We start from the raw sequence: 16817 nt of genomic DNA on the forward strand, positions 1-16817 counted from the left end.
CTTGCTGCTTTGCTGAAATGACGCAGTTGACTCACATCGGTTGGGTGTATGGGGTTGCCGATATCGCCTTGGTGCGATCAGCATTCGATGCGGCTGATGTTCCGGTTTTTCTTCATGGAGGCTTCCTTCATGAGACCATGGGGCATCAAGCTGTGGCTATGGGTGGCGCGCGGGTCATGGTTTTTGACTGTGATGAGATTGCAGCTCGTGCGCTCTTGACGACGTGTCGCTTGAATCACACCCAGCGATTTCGATGGGGTTTGGCAGCGTTTTTGATTTCCCTAAGTGTAATGTTCGGGGGAGTTCCGGTTCCATTTCGAGCGATTTATTTGCGGGATGAAATGGTGACATCCGGAAGCGAGTAGGCCCAATTCGCCTCCGGTTTTTATCATGTGTGCTTGATCAGCTGAACGCTTTTTTCAACGTTTCCAGAATACGGGTCCAGCCGCCCGTGTGGTCCTGAAGGCTTTGTTCTGTCGGGAAGCGCACATGGCGCAGGGTCAGGTCTGTGCCGCCATCTTTTGGCGTGAAATCAAGCGTGACCACCGAATCCTCTGCACTGTTGTGCGATATCCAGGTGAAGGCCAGTTGATTGGCGCGGTCAATCACGCGGTATTCGCCCGTGTGGGGCAGATCACCTGCCTCGGGCACGCGCATCACGATCAGAAATTCTCCGCCGACCTTTGCGTCAACCTTGGCTTCGGGAATGGTGACGCCGGGGCCGGGCACCATGAATTTTGCTAACATTTTTGGGTCCAACCACGCGTCGAACACGCGTTCGGGCGGGTGGGGAATGTGGCGGGTAATCTCTAGGGAAAGTTCAGTCATTGTCGTCCTCCTTCAAGGCAGCTTCGAGGGCGTCCAGGCGCAGTGCCCAGATCGACCGGAGTTCGTTAAACCATTGATCGACAAGTGAAAGAGGTTCCATCCGGACCTCGATCAGGTGTTCGCGCCAGTCGGTGCGCCGCGTAACCAGCCCCGCAGTCTCCAGCACTTTAATGTGCTTCGAGACCGCGTTCAGACTGATGTCAAAACGTGCGGCAATATCCGTGATCCGAAGCGGCCCTTCCTGCGCGAGCAGTGTCAGGATGGACCGGCGCGTGGGATCAGCAGAAGCTTTAAAAACCGCAGCAAGGCGATCGGTGTTTTGTCGTTCAACCATAAAGATGAATAACATGGGAAGGCGGGTCAGTCAACCAAAAGGGTGAATGAATAACAGCGCAAAGAAAAACCGCGCAGGCAAAGCCGACGCGGTTCCTAATTCTTTGTAGGGCAGGGACGTTAGCGGGTGATTTCTCCGCCGGCTTGATGCCAGTGGCCCAGACCCCCGATGTTATACACCTCGTCGAAGCCCAAGCGTTTCAATACTTGTGCGCCTTGGGCCGAGCGGGCGCCGGAAGCACAATAGAGTGCAACAGGTTTAGAGGTGTCGATGTCCTTATTAAAGTCTGGCCCCTTTGGGTCACACTGAAATGGCATCACAGACAAAGGCACCACAACGGCCCCTTTGGCTCTGCCAGTCATCTGCACTTCGCCATGGTCACGTACGTCAATCAGGTTGATCTCGCCTGCAGTGACTTTTGCGACCGCCTCGCGCGGGTCCATTTTTGCCCCGCCCATCATGAAACCAAACATGTCTTGCTCCTATTTCGCTTTCGCGTCTTGTGAAGGGATATAGAGGACATCGCACGCAGATCAACTCTTTCACGGATTAAATATTCAAAAAAAGGAATGTAATGTCAATCCTGACGGTGGCTGACAGCATGTTCCTGCAATGTTCTAACTTTTCGATTGTCTCGCCGCGACCTTTGCCCTAACCGTTAAACAAGTGAGATTTGGGGGTCAGAATGGCCGAGCTGAAAGAAATACAGGTCCGCGGCGCACGCGAGCACAATCTGAAATCTATCGACGTGGACATACCGCGTGACCAGCTGGTGGTGATCACTGGTCTGTCGGGGTCTGGCAAGTCGTCCTTGGCATTTGACACGATCTATGCGGAAGGGCAGCGGCGCTATGTGGAAAGCCTGTCGGCTTATGCGCGCCAATTCCTTGATATGATGGAAAAACCCGATGTGGATCACATCGCGGGACTGTCGCCTGCGATCTCGATTGAGCAAAAGACCACGTCAAAAAACCCGCGCTCGACCGTCGGCACTGTAACCGAGATCTATGACTATCTGAGGCTGCTGTTTGCCCGCGCTGGCACGCCGTATTCCCCCGCCACAGGTCTGCCGATCGAGGCCCAGCAAGTGCAAGATATGGTGGACCGTGTCATGCAGATGGAGGACGGCACGCGCGCCTATCTTCTGGCCCCGATCGTGCGCGACCGGAAGGGCGAATATCGCAAGGAATTTCAAGAGCTTCAGAAGAAGGGCTTCCAGCGCGTCAAAGTGAATGGCGAGATGTACGAGCTGGATCAGCCGCCGACGCTTGATAAGAAATACCGCCACAATATCGACGTTGTGGTGGATCGTGTGGTCGTGCGCGAAGGGATGGAGCAGAGGCTAGCCGACAGTTTCCGCACCGCTCTCGATCTGGCTGACGGAATCGCTTTGTTTGAGACCGCCCCGAAAGAGGGCGATCCCGAGATTATCACCTTCTCGGAAAACTTCGCCTGTCCGGAAAGTGGCTTCACCATCCCCGAGATCGAGCCGCGCCTGTTCTCGTTCAACGCACCCTTTGGAGCCTGCCCGGAATGTGACGGGTTGGGGAAAGAGCTGTTCTTTGATGAACGCCTTGTGGTGCCGGATGCAACGCTGAAAGTCTATGACGGGGCGTTGGCCCCATGGCGTAAAGGCAAGTCACCGTACTTCCTGCAAACGATTGAATCGATTGCGAAACATTACGAGTTTGACAAGAACACGCCGTGGAAAGACCTGCCCGCCCATGTGCAGCAAGTGTTCCTTTATGGCTCGGGCGAAGAAGAGATCAAATTCCGCTTCGATGAGGGCGGTCGCGTTTACGAGGTCACGCGCGCCTTCGAGGGCGTCATTCCCAACATGGAACGCCGCTATCGGGAAACGGATTCGAACTGGATTCGCGAGGAATTCGAACGCTATCAGAACAACCGCCACTGTGGTGCTTGTGGCGGGTATCGACTGCGCGACGAGGCACTGGCGGTCAAAATCGGGTCAGGCGAAAAGCTGTTGCATGTGGGGCAGGTGGTCGAAATGTCGATCCGCGAGGCCTTGGCTTGGGTTGAGGACGCGCCTACCCATCTGAGCGCGCAGAAGAACGAAATTGCGCGGGCGATTTTGAAAGAGATCCGTGAACGGCTGGGGTTCTTGAACAATGTGGGTCTGGAATATCTGACGCTTAGTCGCAATTCAGGCACTTTGTCAGGCGGTGAAAGCCAGAGGATCCGGCTGGCCAGCCAGATCGGTTCGGGCTTGACGGGCGTACTGTATGTGCTGGATGAGCCGTCCATTGGCTTGCACCAGCGCGACAATGACCGATTGCTGACAACGCTGAAAAACCTGCGCGATCAGGGCAATACGGTGATCGTCGTCGAACATGATGAAGAAGCCATCCGCGAGGCCGACTACGTTTTTGATATCGGCCCTGGGGCGGGTGTTCATGGCGGTGAAGTCATCGCCCACGGCACGCCTGCGGATATCGAGGCCTGTGAGAACTCGATCACCGGGCAGTATTTGACTGGAACGCGCGAAATCGCTGTGCCCGCCAAGCGCCGCAAGGGGAACGGCAAGAAGATCACGGTGAAAAAGGCCACCGGGAACAACTTGCAGAACGTTACGGCCGACTTCCCGTTGGGCAAATTTGTCTGTGTGACCGGTGTGTCGGGCGGAGGGAAATCCACGCTGACGATTGAGACTCTGTTCAAGACCGCTTCGATGCGCCTGAATGGCGCGCGCCAGACGCCTGCGCCGTGCGAAACCATCAAGGGGCTCGAGCATCTGGACAAGGTGATCGACATCGATCAGCGCCCCATTGGGCGTACACCGCGATCCAACCCGGCGACCTATACCGGTGCGTTCACACCGATCCGTGAATGGTTCGCAGGTCTGCCCGAGGCCAAAACCCGTGGCTACAAACCCGGCCGCTTCAGCTTCAACGTGAAGGGCGGCCGTTGCGAGGCGTGTCAGGGTGACGGTGTCATAAAGATCGAGATGCACTTCCTTCCCGACGTCTACGTGCAATGCGAGACCTGCAAGGGCGCTCGGTACAACCGCGAAACGCTTGAGGTGCAGTTCAAAGGTAAATCCATCGCAGACGTGTTGGACATGACCGTCGAGGACGCGCAGGAGTTCTTCCAGGCCGTACCGTCGATCCGCGACAAGATGGATGCGCTGATGCGCGTCGGGCTGGGCTATATTAAGGTTGGCCAACAGGCGACGACGCTTTCGGGCGGCGAAGCGCAGCGGGTGAAACTGTCCAAAGAGCTGTCCAAGCGCTCGACGGGCCGCACGCTCTATATCCTCGATGAACCCACAACGGGTCTGCATTTTGAGGACGTGCGCAAGCTGTTGGAAGTTCTGCACGAGCTGGTGGATCAAGGCAACTCGGTTGTGGTAATCGAACACAATTTGGATGTAGTGAAAACCGCCGATCACATCATCGACATCGGCCCGGAAGGTGGCGATGGTGGTGGAACCATCGTTGCCAAGGGGACGCCGGAACAGGTTGTTAAGGTGGGGAATAGCTATACTGGTCAATATCTTAAGGATATGATCTAAGGCCTGCGTCTGCTTTTTGTGGAGTTTTAAATGAGATCTCGTCTTTTCGGAAAAGTGCATCTGCATTTGGGCGCGCATCGAACGGGGTCGACCTCTTTTCAGGCGATGCTAAGCTCGAACTATGATGCCATTCAGTCTCAGGGTGTTCGCGTCGGATTTGCTACTCGTCGACTAATTCCGACCGGTATCCAGAAAATTTCAGATGGTCAATTGGAGCTACGCCTGCGTCATCAAGCGCTTACAGAAGGCAGGCGCGAGCTGAAGCGACAGATTGCAAAAAACCGGTCCGAAATCGCACCAGTGGTGACTAGGGGGATCAATCATCAGGCTCTTTTGTCTGAAGAAAACATGATTGGGATCATGGCCTCGTTTGAAAACGGGCAGTTCTATCCTCATGTACATGCGCGTATGACGCTTCTTCGCAAGGTGCTGTTTCCAATTGCAATTGGAAACGTGTTGTTGATCGTGCGTTCGTACGACTCCTTCTTCGAATCAGCATTTCGAAAACGCGCTGAAGTAAATGCGCTTCCGGAGTTTTCGGATGTTGCGAAGCTCCAGGTTGAATTTAGAGGTGGCTGGCCAACGGTCGTTGATTGCGTTTTGGATGCGCTTCGCCCCAAAAAGCTGATTGTTGCCGCCTATGGACGACAGCGCGATGATCTTATGCTGTTGAACCAGCTCTGCCCGACGCTGAGTGTCGCCGATATGCATCGCCCCGAAAAATGGGCGAATACCAGTTTCTCGGATAGTGCGTTGTTTGAGTGTCAAAAGAGGCTGCGCATGGACGGGGAGTTGTCGCGCGACGCCTCGAGGGCAATCAGGGATGAATTTGAGGGCACACCTTCTGACCGTCCCTTTGCAAAGTTTCTACCAGAACAGGCCGCTGTGTTGAAGGACCGGTATCAGGAAGATTTGGATGTTCTGCGTCGTCGTGCCGACATTACGCTGATCGATGCATGACGACATACACTGCTTTTCTCTGACGGTCTCATTGTGCGAAGATCAAATGGACTATCCGCGCAGCATTGTTGAAGCGGGTAGGTCGGTCGACATCGTTTGCGTCTCATCTAAGGGGATCAGCCAATGAAAATGAACATGCAGCATATGCCGCGACCGGCATCAGATAGCCAATGAACGCGCCAAAGATCGGCTTGGCCCTTGGATCAGGAGGCGCGCGTGGCTGGTGTCATATCGGCGTTCTGCGGGCTCTTGATGAGCTGGGCGTAACGCCGACTGTGGTGTCCGGCTGCTCGATGGGGGCATTGGTCGGAGTGGCTTGGGCAGCAGATCGGTTGGATGCTCTGGAAGAATGGGTGCGTGCGCTGACTCCCGGGAGATATGTCGGGTTGATGGATGTGCGGCTTGGGTCAGGCGGTCTGGTCGAGGCGCGTGAGATCGAGGTGATGTTGCGCGACATCGGTGTGCCGGACCGGATCGAGGCGCTCCCACGCCCCTTTGGGGCCGTTGCAACTGATATGGAGACCGGACGCGAGATCTGGCTGCAAAAGGGGCCAACTTATCCCGCAGTGCGCGGGTCGGTTGGTATTCCCGGTGTGTTTAGTCCCATCCAGCACGAGGGGCACTGGCTGTTGGACGGTGGTTTGTCCAACCCGATCCCGGTGTCGATGGCGCGCGCGATGGGGGCTGAGGTGACAATTGCTGTGAACCCCAATGCGAAACCGCGAGGTCGGTTTTGGAAGCCGCCACAACCGACCCAGAGCGCCGAGGCTTGGGCCGCAGCGCAGTTGCCGCCCGAGTGGCATCAGGCTCTTGGATTAGACCCGGATGCTAAGCCTGAACCGGGAAAGCCGAATTACTTCGAGGTGTTGAACGCCACGGTCGACATCATGAGTGACCAGATCCGTCGCGCCCGTCTGGCCGGCGATCCACCGCATGTGCTGATCAATATGGGTTTTACCAATCTGACTGTTTTGGAGCTGCATCGCGGGGCCGAAGCGATTGAAATGGGATATGCCCGCACTATGGCGCAAGCGGAACAGATTCTCGAAATTAGTACATAAAAAAAGCCCGGCAACGTGCCGGGCTTTCCTCGATTCCGTAGGGGGTTAGCCGTCGAAGTCAACTTCCTGAACAAGTTTCAGGGCGTCGGCGCGATTGCCTGCAACTTCCATCAGGTTCACGCCATCTGCTGTGAAGTCGCCCCAGCTGGTGACAACCGCATCGGCCTGCGTTCCCGGAGCAATCGGATATTCAAAGTTCTGCGAGGCATAGATTTCCTGCGCTTTCGGCGAGGACAGGTACTCCATCAGCTTGATGGCGTTGTCCTTGTTCGGCGAATGCTTGGCCAGCGCCATGCCCGACAGGTTCACATGCGTGCCCGAGCCTTCAAAGACCGGGAAGATGACGTTTACGCTGTCGGCCCATGCCTTCTGTTCTTCATCCGCCAGCATCTTGCCCATGTAATAGGTGTTGCCGATCGAGATATCGCATTCGCCGGCCCAGATCGCCTTTACTTGCGCGCGGTCGTTGCCCTGCGGTTTGCGGGCGAGGTTGGCTTTCACGCCTTCCAGCCACGACTTGGTCGTGTCAGCGTCATGATGCGTCAGGTGGGCGGACACAAGGCCAAGGGTATAGCTGTGCGTGCCCGAACGGGTGCAAATACGGCCCTTCCATTTCGGGTCAGCCAGATCTTCATATGTGGTGACTTCGCCATCTGCCACACGGTCTTTCGACGCGTACACAATCCGCGCACGTGATGTCAGACCAAACCACTGATCCGCCGGATCGCGATAGGCGTCGGGAATATTGGCTTCCAGTGTGTCAGACTGCACCGGCTGGGTTAGACCGGCTTCGACCACACCTGCAAGGCGCGAGATGTCTACGGTCATGATCAGATCGGCTGGGCTGCGTTTGCCTTCGGCCTGAAGGCGTTCCACCACGCCTTGTTTCAGAAACGCCACGTTGACAGTGATGCCGGTGTCTTCCTGAAAAGCATCCATCAGCGGCTGGATCAGTTCGGGCTGACGATAGGAATAGACATTCACTTCGTCAGCGCTTGCGACGGCGGGGGTTAGGGCTGTGGCGCCAACAAGGGCCATGGCAAGCGTGCGAACAGGTTTCATCGCGCGGTTCTCCTTCGGTTTCGATGGGGCGCTTAAACCTGAGTCTTTCAGTCTGGTCAATACCTGATTAAAATAATCAGAGAAAATGTCGCACCCTATTCTTGCACGCGCTCGGCGGCCTTTTCGGCCTCCCAAAACGCATCCATTTCTTCTAGGCTTGAGTGCTCGGGCGCGCTGCCTTTTTCAGCCAGTCGACGCTCTATCCCTTTGAAACGACGTTCGAATTTAGCGTTGGCGTGACGAAGGGCTTCCTCGGGCTCTACGTCCAGATGCCGGGCCAGATTGGCGACAACGAATAGAAGATCGCCTACTTCCTCGCGTAGTTCTTCTTGTCCCAGCGTGTCGCGGGCCTCGGCGACTTCCTGGGCTTCTTCGGTGATTTTATCCAAGACCATACCGATCTCGGGCCAATCGAATCCGACCCGCGCGGCACGTTTTTGCAACTTCACGGCACGCAACAGGGCTGGCAGGCCAATGGCGACGCCGTCCAATACACCTTGCTGGGCCTTTGCCGCACGTTCGGCTGCTTTAATGGTTTCCCAGTCTCGGGTTTGCTGTTCGGCGGATTTATCTCGGTTCTCGTCCCCAAATACGTGGGGGTGTCGCGCTACCATCTTGTCAGACATCGTGTCTGCCACATCGTCAAAGCTGAACAGACCTTTTTCTTCGGCCATTTGGGCGTGGAACACGGATTGGAACAGCAGATCGCCCAGTTCGCCCTTCAGCTCGTCCCAGGCCTCGCGTTCGATGGCATCGGCGACCTCGTAAGCTTCCTCGATTGTGTAGGGCGCTATGGTGCGGAACTCCTGCTCGATATCCCACGGGCAGCCCGTTTCCGGATCACGTAGACGGCGCATGATCTCGCGCAGGCGGTCCATGCCGCCGTTTGGGTCGTGAACAAGCTGATCGGATGATTTGGTCATTGCATTTACCCCTTATTCAGGAAACCTTCGCCCCAACGCAGGAGGGGCCCATGGCTGTTATCAACCGTATCGCTGATTTTGATGAAGATATGAAGGGCTGGCGCCGTCACTTGCATCGGAACCCTGAGTTTGGGTTGGAGTGTCATCAGACAGCTGCCTTCGTTTGCGACCGGTTGCGCGCGTTCGGAGTAGACGAGATCCACCCGCAGATCGGCGTCTCGGGCGTCGTGGCGATCATCAATGGGCAGGGCGAGGGGCCGACCATTGGGCTGCGCGCCGATATGGATGCTTTGCCGATGGAAGAGATGACGGGGTTGGACTATGCGTCGAAAAATCAAGGGCTGATGCATGCTTGCGGTCACGACGGGCACACCACGATGCTGATGGGCGCAGCACGCTATCTGGCCGAGACACGGAACTTCCGGGGGCGTGTCGCGTTGATCTTTCAGCCTGCCGAAGAGAATTTCGGTGGCGCCAAGTACATGTGCGACGAAGGCATGATGAAGCGTTTCGATATCTCCGAAGTCTATGCGTTGCACACCATGCCGGGGATCAAGCTTGGCCACTTTGTCACCACGCCCGGCCCTATGATGGCGGCCGTGGACACGCTGCGCGTAACGGTGACAGGCGTCGGCGGGCATGGGGCTTATCCGCATGAATGCGTCGATCCGATCCCCGCAATGGTTGCGATGGTGCAGGCGCTGCAAACCATCGTCAGCCGCAATTTGTGCCCTCTGGACGAGCTTGTGGTGTCGGTCACGGAAATCCATGCGGGGACGGCGGATAACGTCATCCCTGAAACCGGCTGGTTTGGAGCCACCATTCGGTCGTTCACGCCCGAAGTGCGCAAGATGGTGGAAACTCGCATCCGCGAGATATTGGAAGGTCACGCGGCGAGCTTCGGCGTGACCGTCGATATCGATTATGAACTGGGCTATCCGCCTATGATCAACAGCGCCTCTGAAGTGGCTAAGGCTGCGGATGCGGCGCGTGATGTCTCGGGTGCTGCGCGCGTCGATGACGCTGCAGGTCGCGAAATGGGGGCCGAGGATTTTGCCTATATGCTGGAGGAACGCCCCGGAGCTTATCTGTTCCTGGGGCAGGGCGACGGGCCCGGAGTTCATCATCCGAAATTCGACTTCAATGATGAAGTCTCAGCTTATGGTGCCAGCTTTTTTGCTCGGTTGGTCGAACGGTTGAACCCGACCTTTTGATAATATGATCAAATTGCTGGTGCAGAGCGTTTGGCTGTGTTAGCAAAGCCCAGCGACAAGGAGAAACGACATGGCATTGGAAGACGCCGCCAAGCAGGTGGATACCGCGATCACACGCGATGGTTTTAAAGGGCTTTCCTATGAGAATACCTTTGGTGGTGTGACGTCTTTCTTGCGTCGGACCTATACCAAGGATCTGGCCGATGTAGACATTGCCGTCACCGGCATTCCATTTGATCAAGCCGTCACAAACCGACCCGGCACCCGCCTTGGTCCGCGTGCCATTCGCGAAGCGTCGAGCCTGCAATCCCCGGATCCGGCCTACGGCTGGGGCTTTGATGTGCTGTCGGAATTTGCGGTCGCAGACTATGGCGATCTGGCCTTCGACTACGCGCGGATCGACCAGTTTCCGGCGACGCTTGAGGCGCATATCACCTCGATCCTCGATCAGGACGCCGCCTGTCTGACGCTGGGCGGCGATCACTATATCACCTTCCCGATCCTGCGCGCGCATGTGAAGAAACACGGGCCGCTCAGCCTGCTGCAATTCGATGCTCACACGGACACTTGGGCGGATGATGACATGAACCGCGTCGACCACGGCACCATGTTTTATAAGGCCGTGAAGGAGGGGCTGATTGACCCCGCGAAATCCGTTCAGGTAGGGATCCGCACCACCAACGAAGACACTTTGGGTGTGAACATCATCGACGCACGCGAGGTGCATGAAACTGGTCCCAAAGCCGTCGTGGAAAAGATCAAATCCATTCTGGGCGACAACAAGACCTATCTGACCTTCGACATAGACGGTCTGGATCCGGCCTTTGCACCTGGAACGGGGACACCTGTTTGGGGCGGCCTGACCTCAGGCCAAGCGTCGATTATCTTGCGTGACCTGGCAGGGATCAATGTGATCGGCGGGGATGTGGTTGAAGTTTCTCCACCCTTTGACACGACTGGCGCAACTGCAATTGCCGGCGCGCATGTCGCGATGGAGATCCTGAACCTCTGGGCCTATAACAAGCGCGGCTAAGTGGTAGTGCAAGAAATCTAAAACGAGGCCGCATCCGGTTCTGACATTCAGTTTCGCGTGCTGTGCTACCTTGACGTTATGTCACCCGACCAAGGGGCTGTCATGCCGATCATCCGACCTGTAACTGGTCAGATGTATCGATAGGAGCCCTTTGTGAAACTGATCCTAGTCCTGATTGCAGTGCCTTTGGTCCTTGCGTGCTCGCTTGCAGTTTATGCACGCATCAAACCCATCGACGCTGACCGGCACACATCTATGCCAGGGCCGGACCAGATTGGCATTCACAAGCTTTCCGGCGGGGTAAAATATGTCATGCCCATGTCCGAGCTTCCCGAGGATGCGTTGACAAAGCTTCTGGATATCGTGCGCCAGACGCCACGCACAACCGAGGTCGCGACAAGCCAGGGCTACAGCTTCATTACTCGGTCGCGCGGCTTTGGGTTTCCGGATGTCACACGAATTTGGCTGGCAGAGGGCAATCTGCATATCCACGCACATCTTGTGATCGGAAAATCAGATCTTGGGGTCAACGGGGACAGGGTCAGGCAGTGGGATAAAGCGCTGCGGGACTCCCTGCGCTGAAACACATCCATCGCCGGTTTCACGCCACATGGGCACGTTCAAGCTCATTTCGCAGCGTGCGGTGAAGGCGCGTCCATTGACGTGCAGGCAGATCGACTGACCCAGCTCAACACGTCCGCCGGTACTATCAGTACAATAGCAGTCGATTACCTTGCCTCCCGGCCCGGTCACATCCGCGAAGGCCGGGGTGACGACCATCGCAGCAGCAAGTGCAAGTCGATACAACATGCCAATAGTCTAGCACGCCCGCGCCTCTTGACCAAATCCGCGTAATCATAGACACCATCCGCATGGTTCCTATGGAAAAACTCACCGCGATCACCGAGCGCTTTCAGTATCTTGAAGCCCGCATGGCCGAAGGCCTGTCGGGGGATGAAATTGCTGCGTTGGGACGCGAGTATGCCGAGCTGAAGCCGGTGGTCGATGAAATCGCCAGCTACAAGCAGCTTCTGGACGACATCGCCGAGGCCGAGGTGATGATGGACGATCCTGACATGCGGGAATTGGCCGAGGAAGAACTGCCCGTCTTACGAGAGCGGCTGCCCGAGATGGAGCAATCCATGCGTCTGGCGCTGTTGCCCAAGGATGCAGCAGATGCGCGCCCGGCCATGATCGAAATCCGTCCCGGCACCGGTGGGGACGAGGCGGCTTTGTTCGCGGGTGATCTTCTGCGCATGTACCAGCGCTATGCCGAGGCGCGTGGATGGAATTTTGATATCGTTGAACAAAGCCTGTCCGAGCTTGGCGGTGTTAAGGAAGTGACTGCTCATGTGAAGGGCGAGGGCGTCTTTGCGCGGCTAAAGTACGAAAGCGGTGTGCACCGCGTTCAACGCGTGCCGGAAACGGAAAGTGGTGGGCGTATTCATACCTCGGCCGCGACGGTGGCGGTGCTGCCGGAAGCAGAAGACGTGGACATTCAGATTGATGCCGGTGACTTGCGGATTGATACGATGCGCGCGTCAGGATCTGGCGGTCAGCACGTGAACACGACGGATTCGGCGGTGCGGATCACGCACTTGCCAACGGGCATCATGGTGGTCAGCTCGGAAAAATCGCAGCACCGCAACCGCGAGATCGCGATGCAGGTTCTGAAAACGCGTCTGTATGATCTGGAACGACAGCGGGTTGATAGTGAACGCGCGGCGGATCGGAAATCTCAGGTCGGGTCGGGGGACCGATCGGAACGGATCCGTACCTACAACTTCCCGCAGGGCCGCATGACCGATCATCGGATTAACCTGACGCTCTATAAGCTGGATCAGGTGATGAACGGCGATCTGGACGAGATTGTGGATGCCCTGACTGCCGAAGCGCAGGCCGCGCAACTTGCGGATCTGGACGCGTGACTACGGGCTCTGAGTTGTTGGCCGGGGCAGTGGGCCGATTACGGGCGGCAGGGATCGACGATCCGGCTGTCGATGCGCGTATCCTGCTGGCTCATGCGCTGGACGTGGATCGTAGCCGCCTGACCTTGGTTTTGCCGGACGATGTTCCCACGGACCAAGCCGCTGCGTTCGAACGGGCCATCGAGGCCCGCATCGACCGCCAGCCCGTCGCCCAAATCGTAGGTCAGCGCGCGTTCTATGGGCGAGATTTCATTGTGACCCCCGACGTGCTGGATCCGCGCCCGGACACCGAGCTTTTGGTGGATCTGGCATTGTCTGCGTCGTTTGAGAATGCCTTGGACCTGGGTACAGGGTCGGGCTGTATCCTTTTGTCTTTGCTGGCAGAACGCCCTGATGCAGTAGGCCAAGGGGTGGATCTGTCGGGCAAAGCTTTGGCTGTTGCCCATCGTAACGCGGTGCTGCTTGACGTACAGGATCGGGTCACGTTTCACGAAGGCAGTTGGTTTGATGCCATCGACGGTGCAGCACGGTTTGACCTGATCGTCTCGAACCCACCTTACATCACCCAAGATGAGATGACTGCGCTGTCGCCCGAGGTCCATGATTGGGAACCGCATATGGCCCTGACCCCCGGAGGAGATGGGTTGGACGCCTACCGGATCATTGCCAAATTTGCGCCCGATCACCTTTCGACAGGCGGACGGCTGTTGCTGGAAATTGGACATCTTCAGGCCGATCCAGTCACCGAGCTGTGCCGTTCTGCCGGGTTCCAGACCGTCGACGTATATCAGGATCTGGCGGGAAAGGATCGCGTCGTGGCGGCCTCTGATTTCATGGCGGCGTGACCGAGAGTCTTTACCCCAATCAGCGCTAATTGGCGCAAAACACCGCCAAATCTGGCAAATTTTCTATATAAGGCTTGTGTTTTCTTGGGCCACATGGTTAGCAAGAGTATCAGCGCCGCAGTCCACTTGGACCGCCGCTGAGAACAAGCCCTAAAAATCGGATCATCCGGCTGCTTCGCAGTCAATGACCGAGACAACAGCGCGGCAAATGCCGCAAGACTGTGCTGAAACCGGATACTTTATATGAGATCGTCGAAATCACGTTCGCGCAACAAGTCGAACCGCAACCGGAACAACCCCGGAAACATCATTAACCGTGTGTATGATAGCTCGGGCCCTGAAGGGAAGGTGCGCGGGACGCCGCAACAGATTATCGACAAGTACAACCAGCTGACACGCGATGCGTTCTTGTCGAATGACCGTGTGGCTGGTGAAAACTTCCAACAGCACGCGGAGCACTACACCCGCCTTTTGGGGGAAGCACAGCGCGAGATCGACAATCGTCGTCAGCAAGCTGATCAGCAGAACCGCGAACGTCAACAGCGCGAGAAAGACGCCCGCGCTGACCGTGCTGACGCTCCTCAAGCCAATACGCCTTCGGATCAACCCGTGCCGGGCGAGGGCGATCAGCCCGATCTGGGGCAATCGCCGCAGCCCGATATCTCGGATGCCGGTGACAACGGTCTGGTCGAAACACCTGAAAGCAAGCCGCGTCGCCAGCCGTCGCGCGCGCGCAAACCGCGCAAGCCTGCTCGTAAGGATGAGGCTCAGTCGTCAGAGGTTGCACCTACACCTGCGCCAGAGGTTACCGATCCTTCAGGTGAAGCAGCTGAATAATACGCCAGCGATCTGGCATGAAAAAACCCCGGCTTGGCCGGGGTTTTTTGCTTCTATCAGAAAGGCTTAATCGGTGCCGCGGTAAGGTTCGACATATTGAAGAGCCATGTCCCAGGGGAAGAAAATCCAAGTATCCTGGCTGACTTCCGTGATGAACGTATCCACCTGTGGGCGCCCTTTGGGTTTCGCATAAACAGTCGCAAAATGTGCCTTGGGATACATCTGGCGCACCAGCTCCAGGGTCTTCCCGCTATCCACAAGATCGTCGATGATCAGGATGCCTTCGCCATCCCCCATCAACTCAGTATCCGGAGATTTCAGCACTTGTGCTTCGCTTTGCTGATCCGCCTTGCCGCCACCTGCGTGGTAGGATTTCACGCTGATCGTATCCACAGTGCGGATGTCCAGTTCACGGCTGACGATCATGGCCGGGGCCATGCCACCACGGGTGATTGCAACAACAGCGCGCCACGCGCCATCATCCGGCCCTTGACCGTCTAGACGCCAAGCCAGCGCTCGGCTGTCGCGGTGGATCTGATCCCAGCTGATGTGAAAGCCTTTTTCGTGCGGCAGACGATGATCGCTCATGGCTTGCGCTCCTTATTTGCGGCCGGTGGTCACGTCGATATCGGGCGCGTCGACGGCCTTCATGCCGACCACGTGATACCCTGCATCTACGTGATGGGTTTCGCCGGTCACGCCGGAACCCAGATCCGACAGCAGATACAGCGCCGAATTGCCCACATCACCGATAGACACGTTGCGGCGCAGGGGCGAGTTCAGCTCGTTCCATTTCAGGATATAGCGGAAATCACCAATGCCAGACGCGGCCAGAGTTTTGATCGGCCCTGCGGAAATCGAGTTTACACGGATGCCGTCTTTGCCCAGATCCTCGGCCAAATAGCGTACCGAAGCTTCTAGTGCAGCCTTGGCAACACCCATGACGTTGTAGTGCGGCATGACCTGCTCGGCACCGTAATAGGTCAGCGTCAGCATCGAGCCACCATCGGTCATCAGATCGGCCGCGCGGCGCGCAACAGCGGTGAAGCTGTAGACCGAGATGTCCATGGTCATCCGGAAGTTTTCAGGGCTGGTGTCGACATAACGGCCACGAAGCTCGTTTTTGTCCGAGAAACCAATGGCGTGGACGATGAAGTCCAGCTTGCCCCATTTCTTTTCCAGCTCAGCAAACAGCGTGTCGATCGAGCCTTGATCGGCCACATCACATTCCAGCACGATGTCCGAGCCCAGTTGCTCGGCAAGGGGCAGAACGCGTTTCTTCAGCGCGTCACCCTGGTACGAAAAGGCAAGTTCGGCGCCAGCGTCGGCGCAGGCCTTCGCAATTCCCCATGCAATGGATTTATCATTTGCGAGACCCATAATCAGGCCGCGCTTTCCCTTCATCAATTCGGTCGACATATATATTCCTCGTCCCGAGATACTGCGTTAAGACCGTTTAGGCGATTGACGGTACGTCTTCAAGTCCGGCATGGCGCTATGTGCTTGTGAAATGGCGGGATTTGGCCAAGCTATCTTGTGTGTTTGTGCGATGATGATCCGAGTGAGAAGGAAAGCAAATGTCTGAACGTGACGGAATTTTTGCAGGTGATGACCCGTTTGCCATTGCGCGCAGCTGGTTGGTCGAGGCCGAGAAATCCGAATTGAATGATCCGAACGCAATCGCGCTGTCGACGGTCGACGCGGATGGTTTACCGAATGCGCGCATGGTGCTTCTGAAGGACATCGAAGATGATGCCTTCGTTTTTTATACGAATTATGGGTCGGCCAAAGCGCAAGAGATCGAACAAGGCGGCAAAGCTGCCTTCGTCATGCACTGGAAAAGCCTGAGGCGACAGATTCGCGTACGCGGTACCGTTACGCGAGAAGAAGGGGTGCAGGCGGACAATTACTTCGCGTCACGTTCTTTGAAGAGCAAACTCGGAGCTTGGGCGTCTCACCAGAGCCAACCTTTGGCTTCGCGTGCCAGTCTGATGGCCAAGGTTGCGAAGGTGACGGCGCAGCACGGCCCAGCTCCGCAACGCCCTGATTTTTGGGGTGGATATCGTATCCAACCTGTCGAAATCGAGTTCTGGGCGGATGGTGCTTTTCGGCTTCATGATCGGTTCCGGTGGACACGATATGAAGGGGATCGGGACTGGCAAGTTGCGCGTCTGAATCCTTGAAAAATAGATTACTTTTTGACTTCACCTAACCAAAAATACAGGGGGGAAGGGCTTGCGTCACTCGCGCAAACACCCCA

17 protein-coding genes are annotated in these 16817 nt (G+C 56.7%); 10 read left to right on the top strand and 7 right to left on the bottom strand.

All coding sequences use genetic code 11. The features are described 5' to 3' along the window. Positions 1-402 precede the first annotated feature (402 nt). The 3 genes from ACP15F_RS05215 to ACP15F_RS05225 all read right to left on the bottom strand — a co-directional run bounded on the left by ACP15F_RS05215 (position 403) and on the right by ACP15F_RS05225 (position 1635). Positions 403-828, bottom strand: a complete 426-nt coding sequence (locus tag ACP15F_RS05215) for an SRPBCC family protein (protein WP_424939765.1) — start codon at positions 826-828, stop codon at positions 403-405. Then, positions 821-1177 (bottom strand): ArsR/SmtB family transcription factor, encoded by a 357-nt coding sequence (locus ACP15F_RS05220; protein WP_424939766.1) that lies wholly within the window; start codon positions 1175-1177, stop codon positions 821-823. The genes ACP15F_RS05215 and ACP15F_RS05220 overlap by 8 nt, the downstream gene beginning before the upstream one ends. 104 nt (positions 1178-1281) lie before the next feature. After that, positions 1282-1635 (bottom strand): rhodanese-like domain-containing protein, encoded by a 354-nt coding sequence (locus ACP15F_RS05225; RefSeq protein ID WP_424939767.1) that lies wholly within the window; start codon positions 1633-1635, stop codon positions 1282-1284. Positions 1636-1847: 212 nt separating this feature from the next. Between ACP15F_RS05225 and uvrA the strand changes: the two genes are divergently transcribed. The 3 genes from uvrA to ACP15F_RS05240 all read left to right on the top strand — a co-directional run bounded on the left by uvrA (position 1848) and on the right by ACP15F_RS05240 (position 6715). Next, entirely contained in the window at positions 1848-4694 is a 2847-nt protein-coding gene (gene uvrA, locus ACP15F_RS05230; protein WP_424939768.1) for an excinuclease ABC subunit UvrA, read from the top strand. 348 nt (positions 4695-5042) lie between these two features. After that, positions 5043-5654 (top strand): hypothetical protein, encoded by a 612-nt coding sequence (locus ACP15F_RS05235; RefSeq protein ID WP_424939769.1) that lies wholly within the window; start codon positions 5043-5045, stop codon positions 5652-5654. A gap of 170 nt (positions 5655-5824) precedes the next feature. Beyond that, the gene (locus ACP15F_RS05240) at positions 5825-6715 is read left to right on the top strand and encodes a patatin-like phospholipase family protein (RefSeq protein ID WP_424939770.1); all 891 of its coding nucleotides are present in this window, start codon (positions 5825-5827) and stop codon (positions 6713-6715) included. A gap of 45 nt (positions 6716-6760) precedes the next feature. Here ACP15F_RS05240 and ACP15F_RS05245 read toward each other — a convergent pair whose 3' ends face one another. Continuing rightward, positions 6761-7777, bottom strand: coding sequence for a Fe(3+) ABC transporter substrate-binding protein (locus ACP15F_RS05245; RefSeq protein WP_424939771.1), 1017 nt, complete (start codon positions 7775-7777; stop codon positions 6761-6763). Positions 7778-7872: 95 nt separating this feature from the next. Further along, positions 7873-8700 carry a nucleoside triphosphate pyrophosphohydrolase gene (mazG, locus tag ACP15F_RS05250; RefSeq protein ID WP_424939772.1) on the bottom strand — a complete coding sequence of 276 codons (828 nt, stop codon included), beginning with the start codon at positions 8698-8700 and terminating at the stop codon, positions 7873-7875. A gap of 50 nt (positions 8701-8750) precedes the next feature. On the opposite strand from mazG, the gene ACP15F_RS05255 reads away from it, so the two are divergent. The 6 genes from ACP15F_RS05255 (at position 8751) to ACP15F_RS05280 (ending at position 14557) form a co-directional block, all read left to right on the top strand. Continuing rightward, a complete protein-coding gene (locus tag ACP15F_RS05255; RefSeq protein WP_424939773.1) occupies positions 8751-9914 on the top strand; it encodes a M20 aminoacylase family protein in 1164 nt (387 codons plus the stop codon). A gap of 70 nt (positions 9915-9984) precedes the next feature. Next, complete coding sequence (gene speB / locus ACP15F_RS05260) at positions 9985-10947, top strand: agmatinase (protein ID WP_424939774.1); 963 nt, start codon at positions 9985-9987, stop codon at positions 10945-10947. A gap of 153 nt (positions 10948-11100) precedes the next feature. Then, a complete protein-coding gene (locus ACP15F_RS05265; protein ID WP_424939775.1) occupies positions 11101-11529 on the top strand; it encodes a DUF1499 domain-containing protein in 429 nt (142 codons plus the stop codon). Between the two features lie 290 nt (positions 11530-11819). Next, positions 11820-12875: a peptide chain release factor 1 gene (gene prfA / locus ACP15F_RS05270; RefSeq protein ID WP_424939776.1), complete on the top strand. Its 1056-nt coding sequence runs from the start codon at positions 11820-11822 to the stop codon at positions 12873-12875. After that, positions 12872-13720 (top strand): peptide chain release factor N(5)-glutamine methyltransferase, encoded by an 849-nt coding sequence (gene prmC / locus ACP15F_RS05275; protein ID WP_424939777.1) that lies wholly within the window; start codon positions 12872-12874, stop codon positions 13718-13720. The genes prfA and prmC overlap by 4 nt, the downstream gene beginning before the upstream one ends. Before the next feature lie 243 nt (positions 13721-13963). After that, entirely contained in the window at positions 13964-14557 is a 594-nt protein-coding gene (locus tag ACP15F_RS05280) for a DUF4167 domain-containing protein (protein ID WP_424939778.1), read from the top strand. Positions 14558-14623: 66 nt separating this feature from the next. Here ACP15F_RS05280 and gpt read toward each other — a convergent pair whose 3' ends face one another. After that, on the bottom strand, positions 14624-15145 hold the full coding sequence (gpt, locus tag ACP15F_RS05285; RefSeq protein ID WP_424939779.1) for a xanthine phosphoribosyltransferase: 522 nt from the start codon (positions 15143-15145) through the stop codon (positions 14624-14626). A 12-nt stretch (positions 15146-15157) separates the two neighbouring features. Next, entirely contained in the window at positions 15158-15976 is an 819-nt protein-coding gene (gene fabI, locus ACP15F_RS05290) for an enoyl-ACP reductase FabI (RefSeq protein ID WP_424939780.1), read from the bottom strand. Between the two features lie 158 nt (positions 15977-16134). Here fabI and pdxH point away from each other — a divergent pair, with 158 nt between their 5' ends. Continuing rightward, positions 16135-16740 carry a pyridoxamine 5'-phosphate oxidase gene (gene pdxH, locus ACP15F_RS05295; protein WP_424939781.1) on the top strand — a complete coding sequence of 202 codons (606 nt, stop codon included), beginning with the start codon at positions 16135-16137 and terminating at the stop codon, positions 16738-16740. The last annotated feature ends 77 nt before the right edge of the window (positions 16741-16817 follow it).

This window comes from Aliiroseovarius sp. S253 (genome assembly GCF_049800855.1).
Lineage (GTDB): Bacteria > Pseudomonadota > Alphaproteobacteria > Rhodobacterales > Rhodobacteraceae > Aliiroseovarius.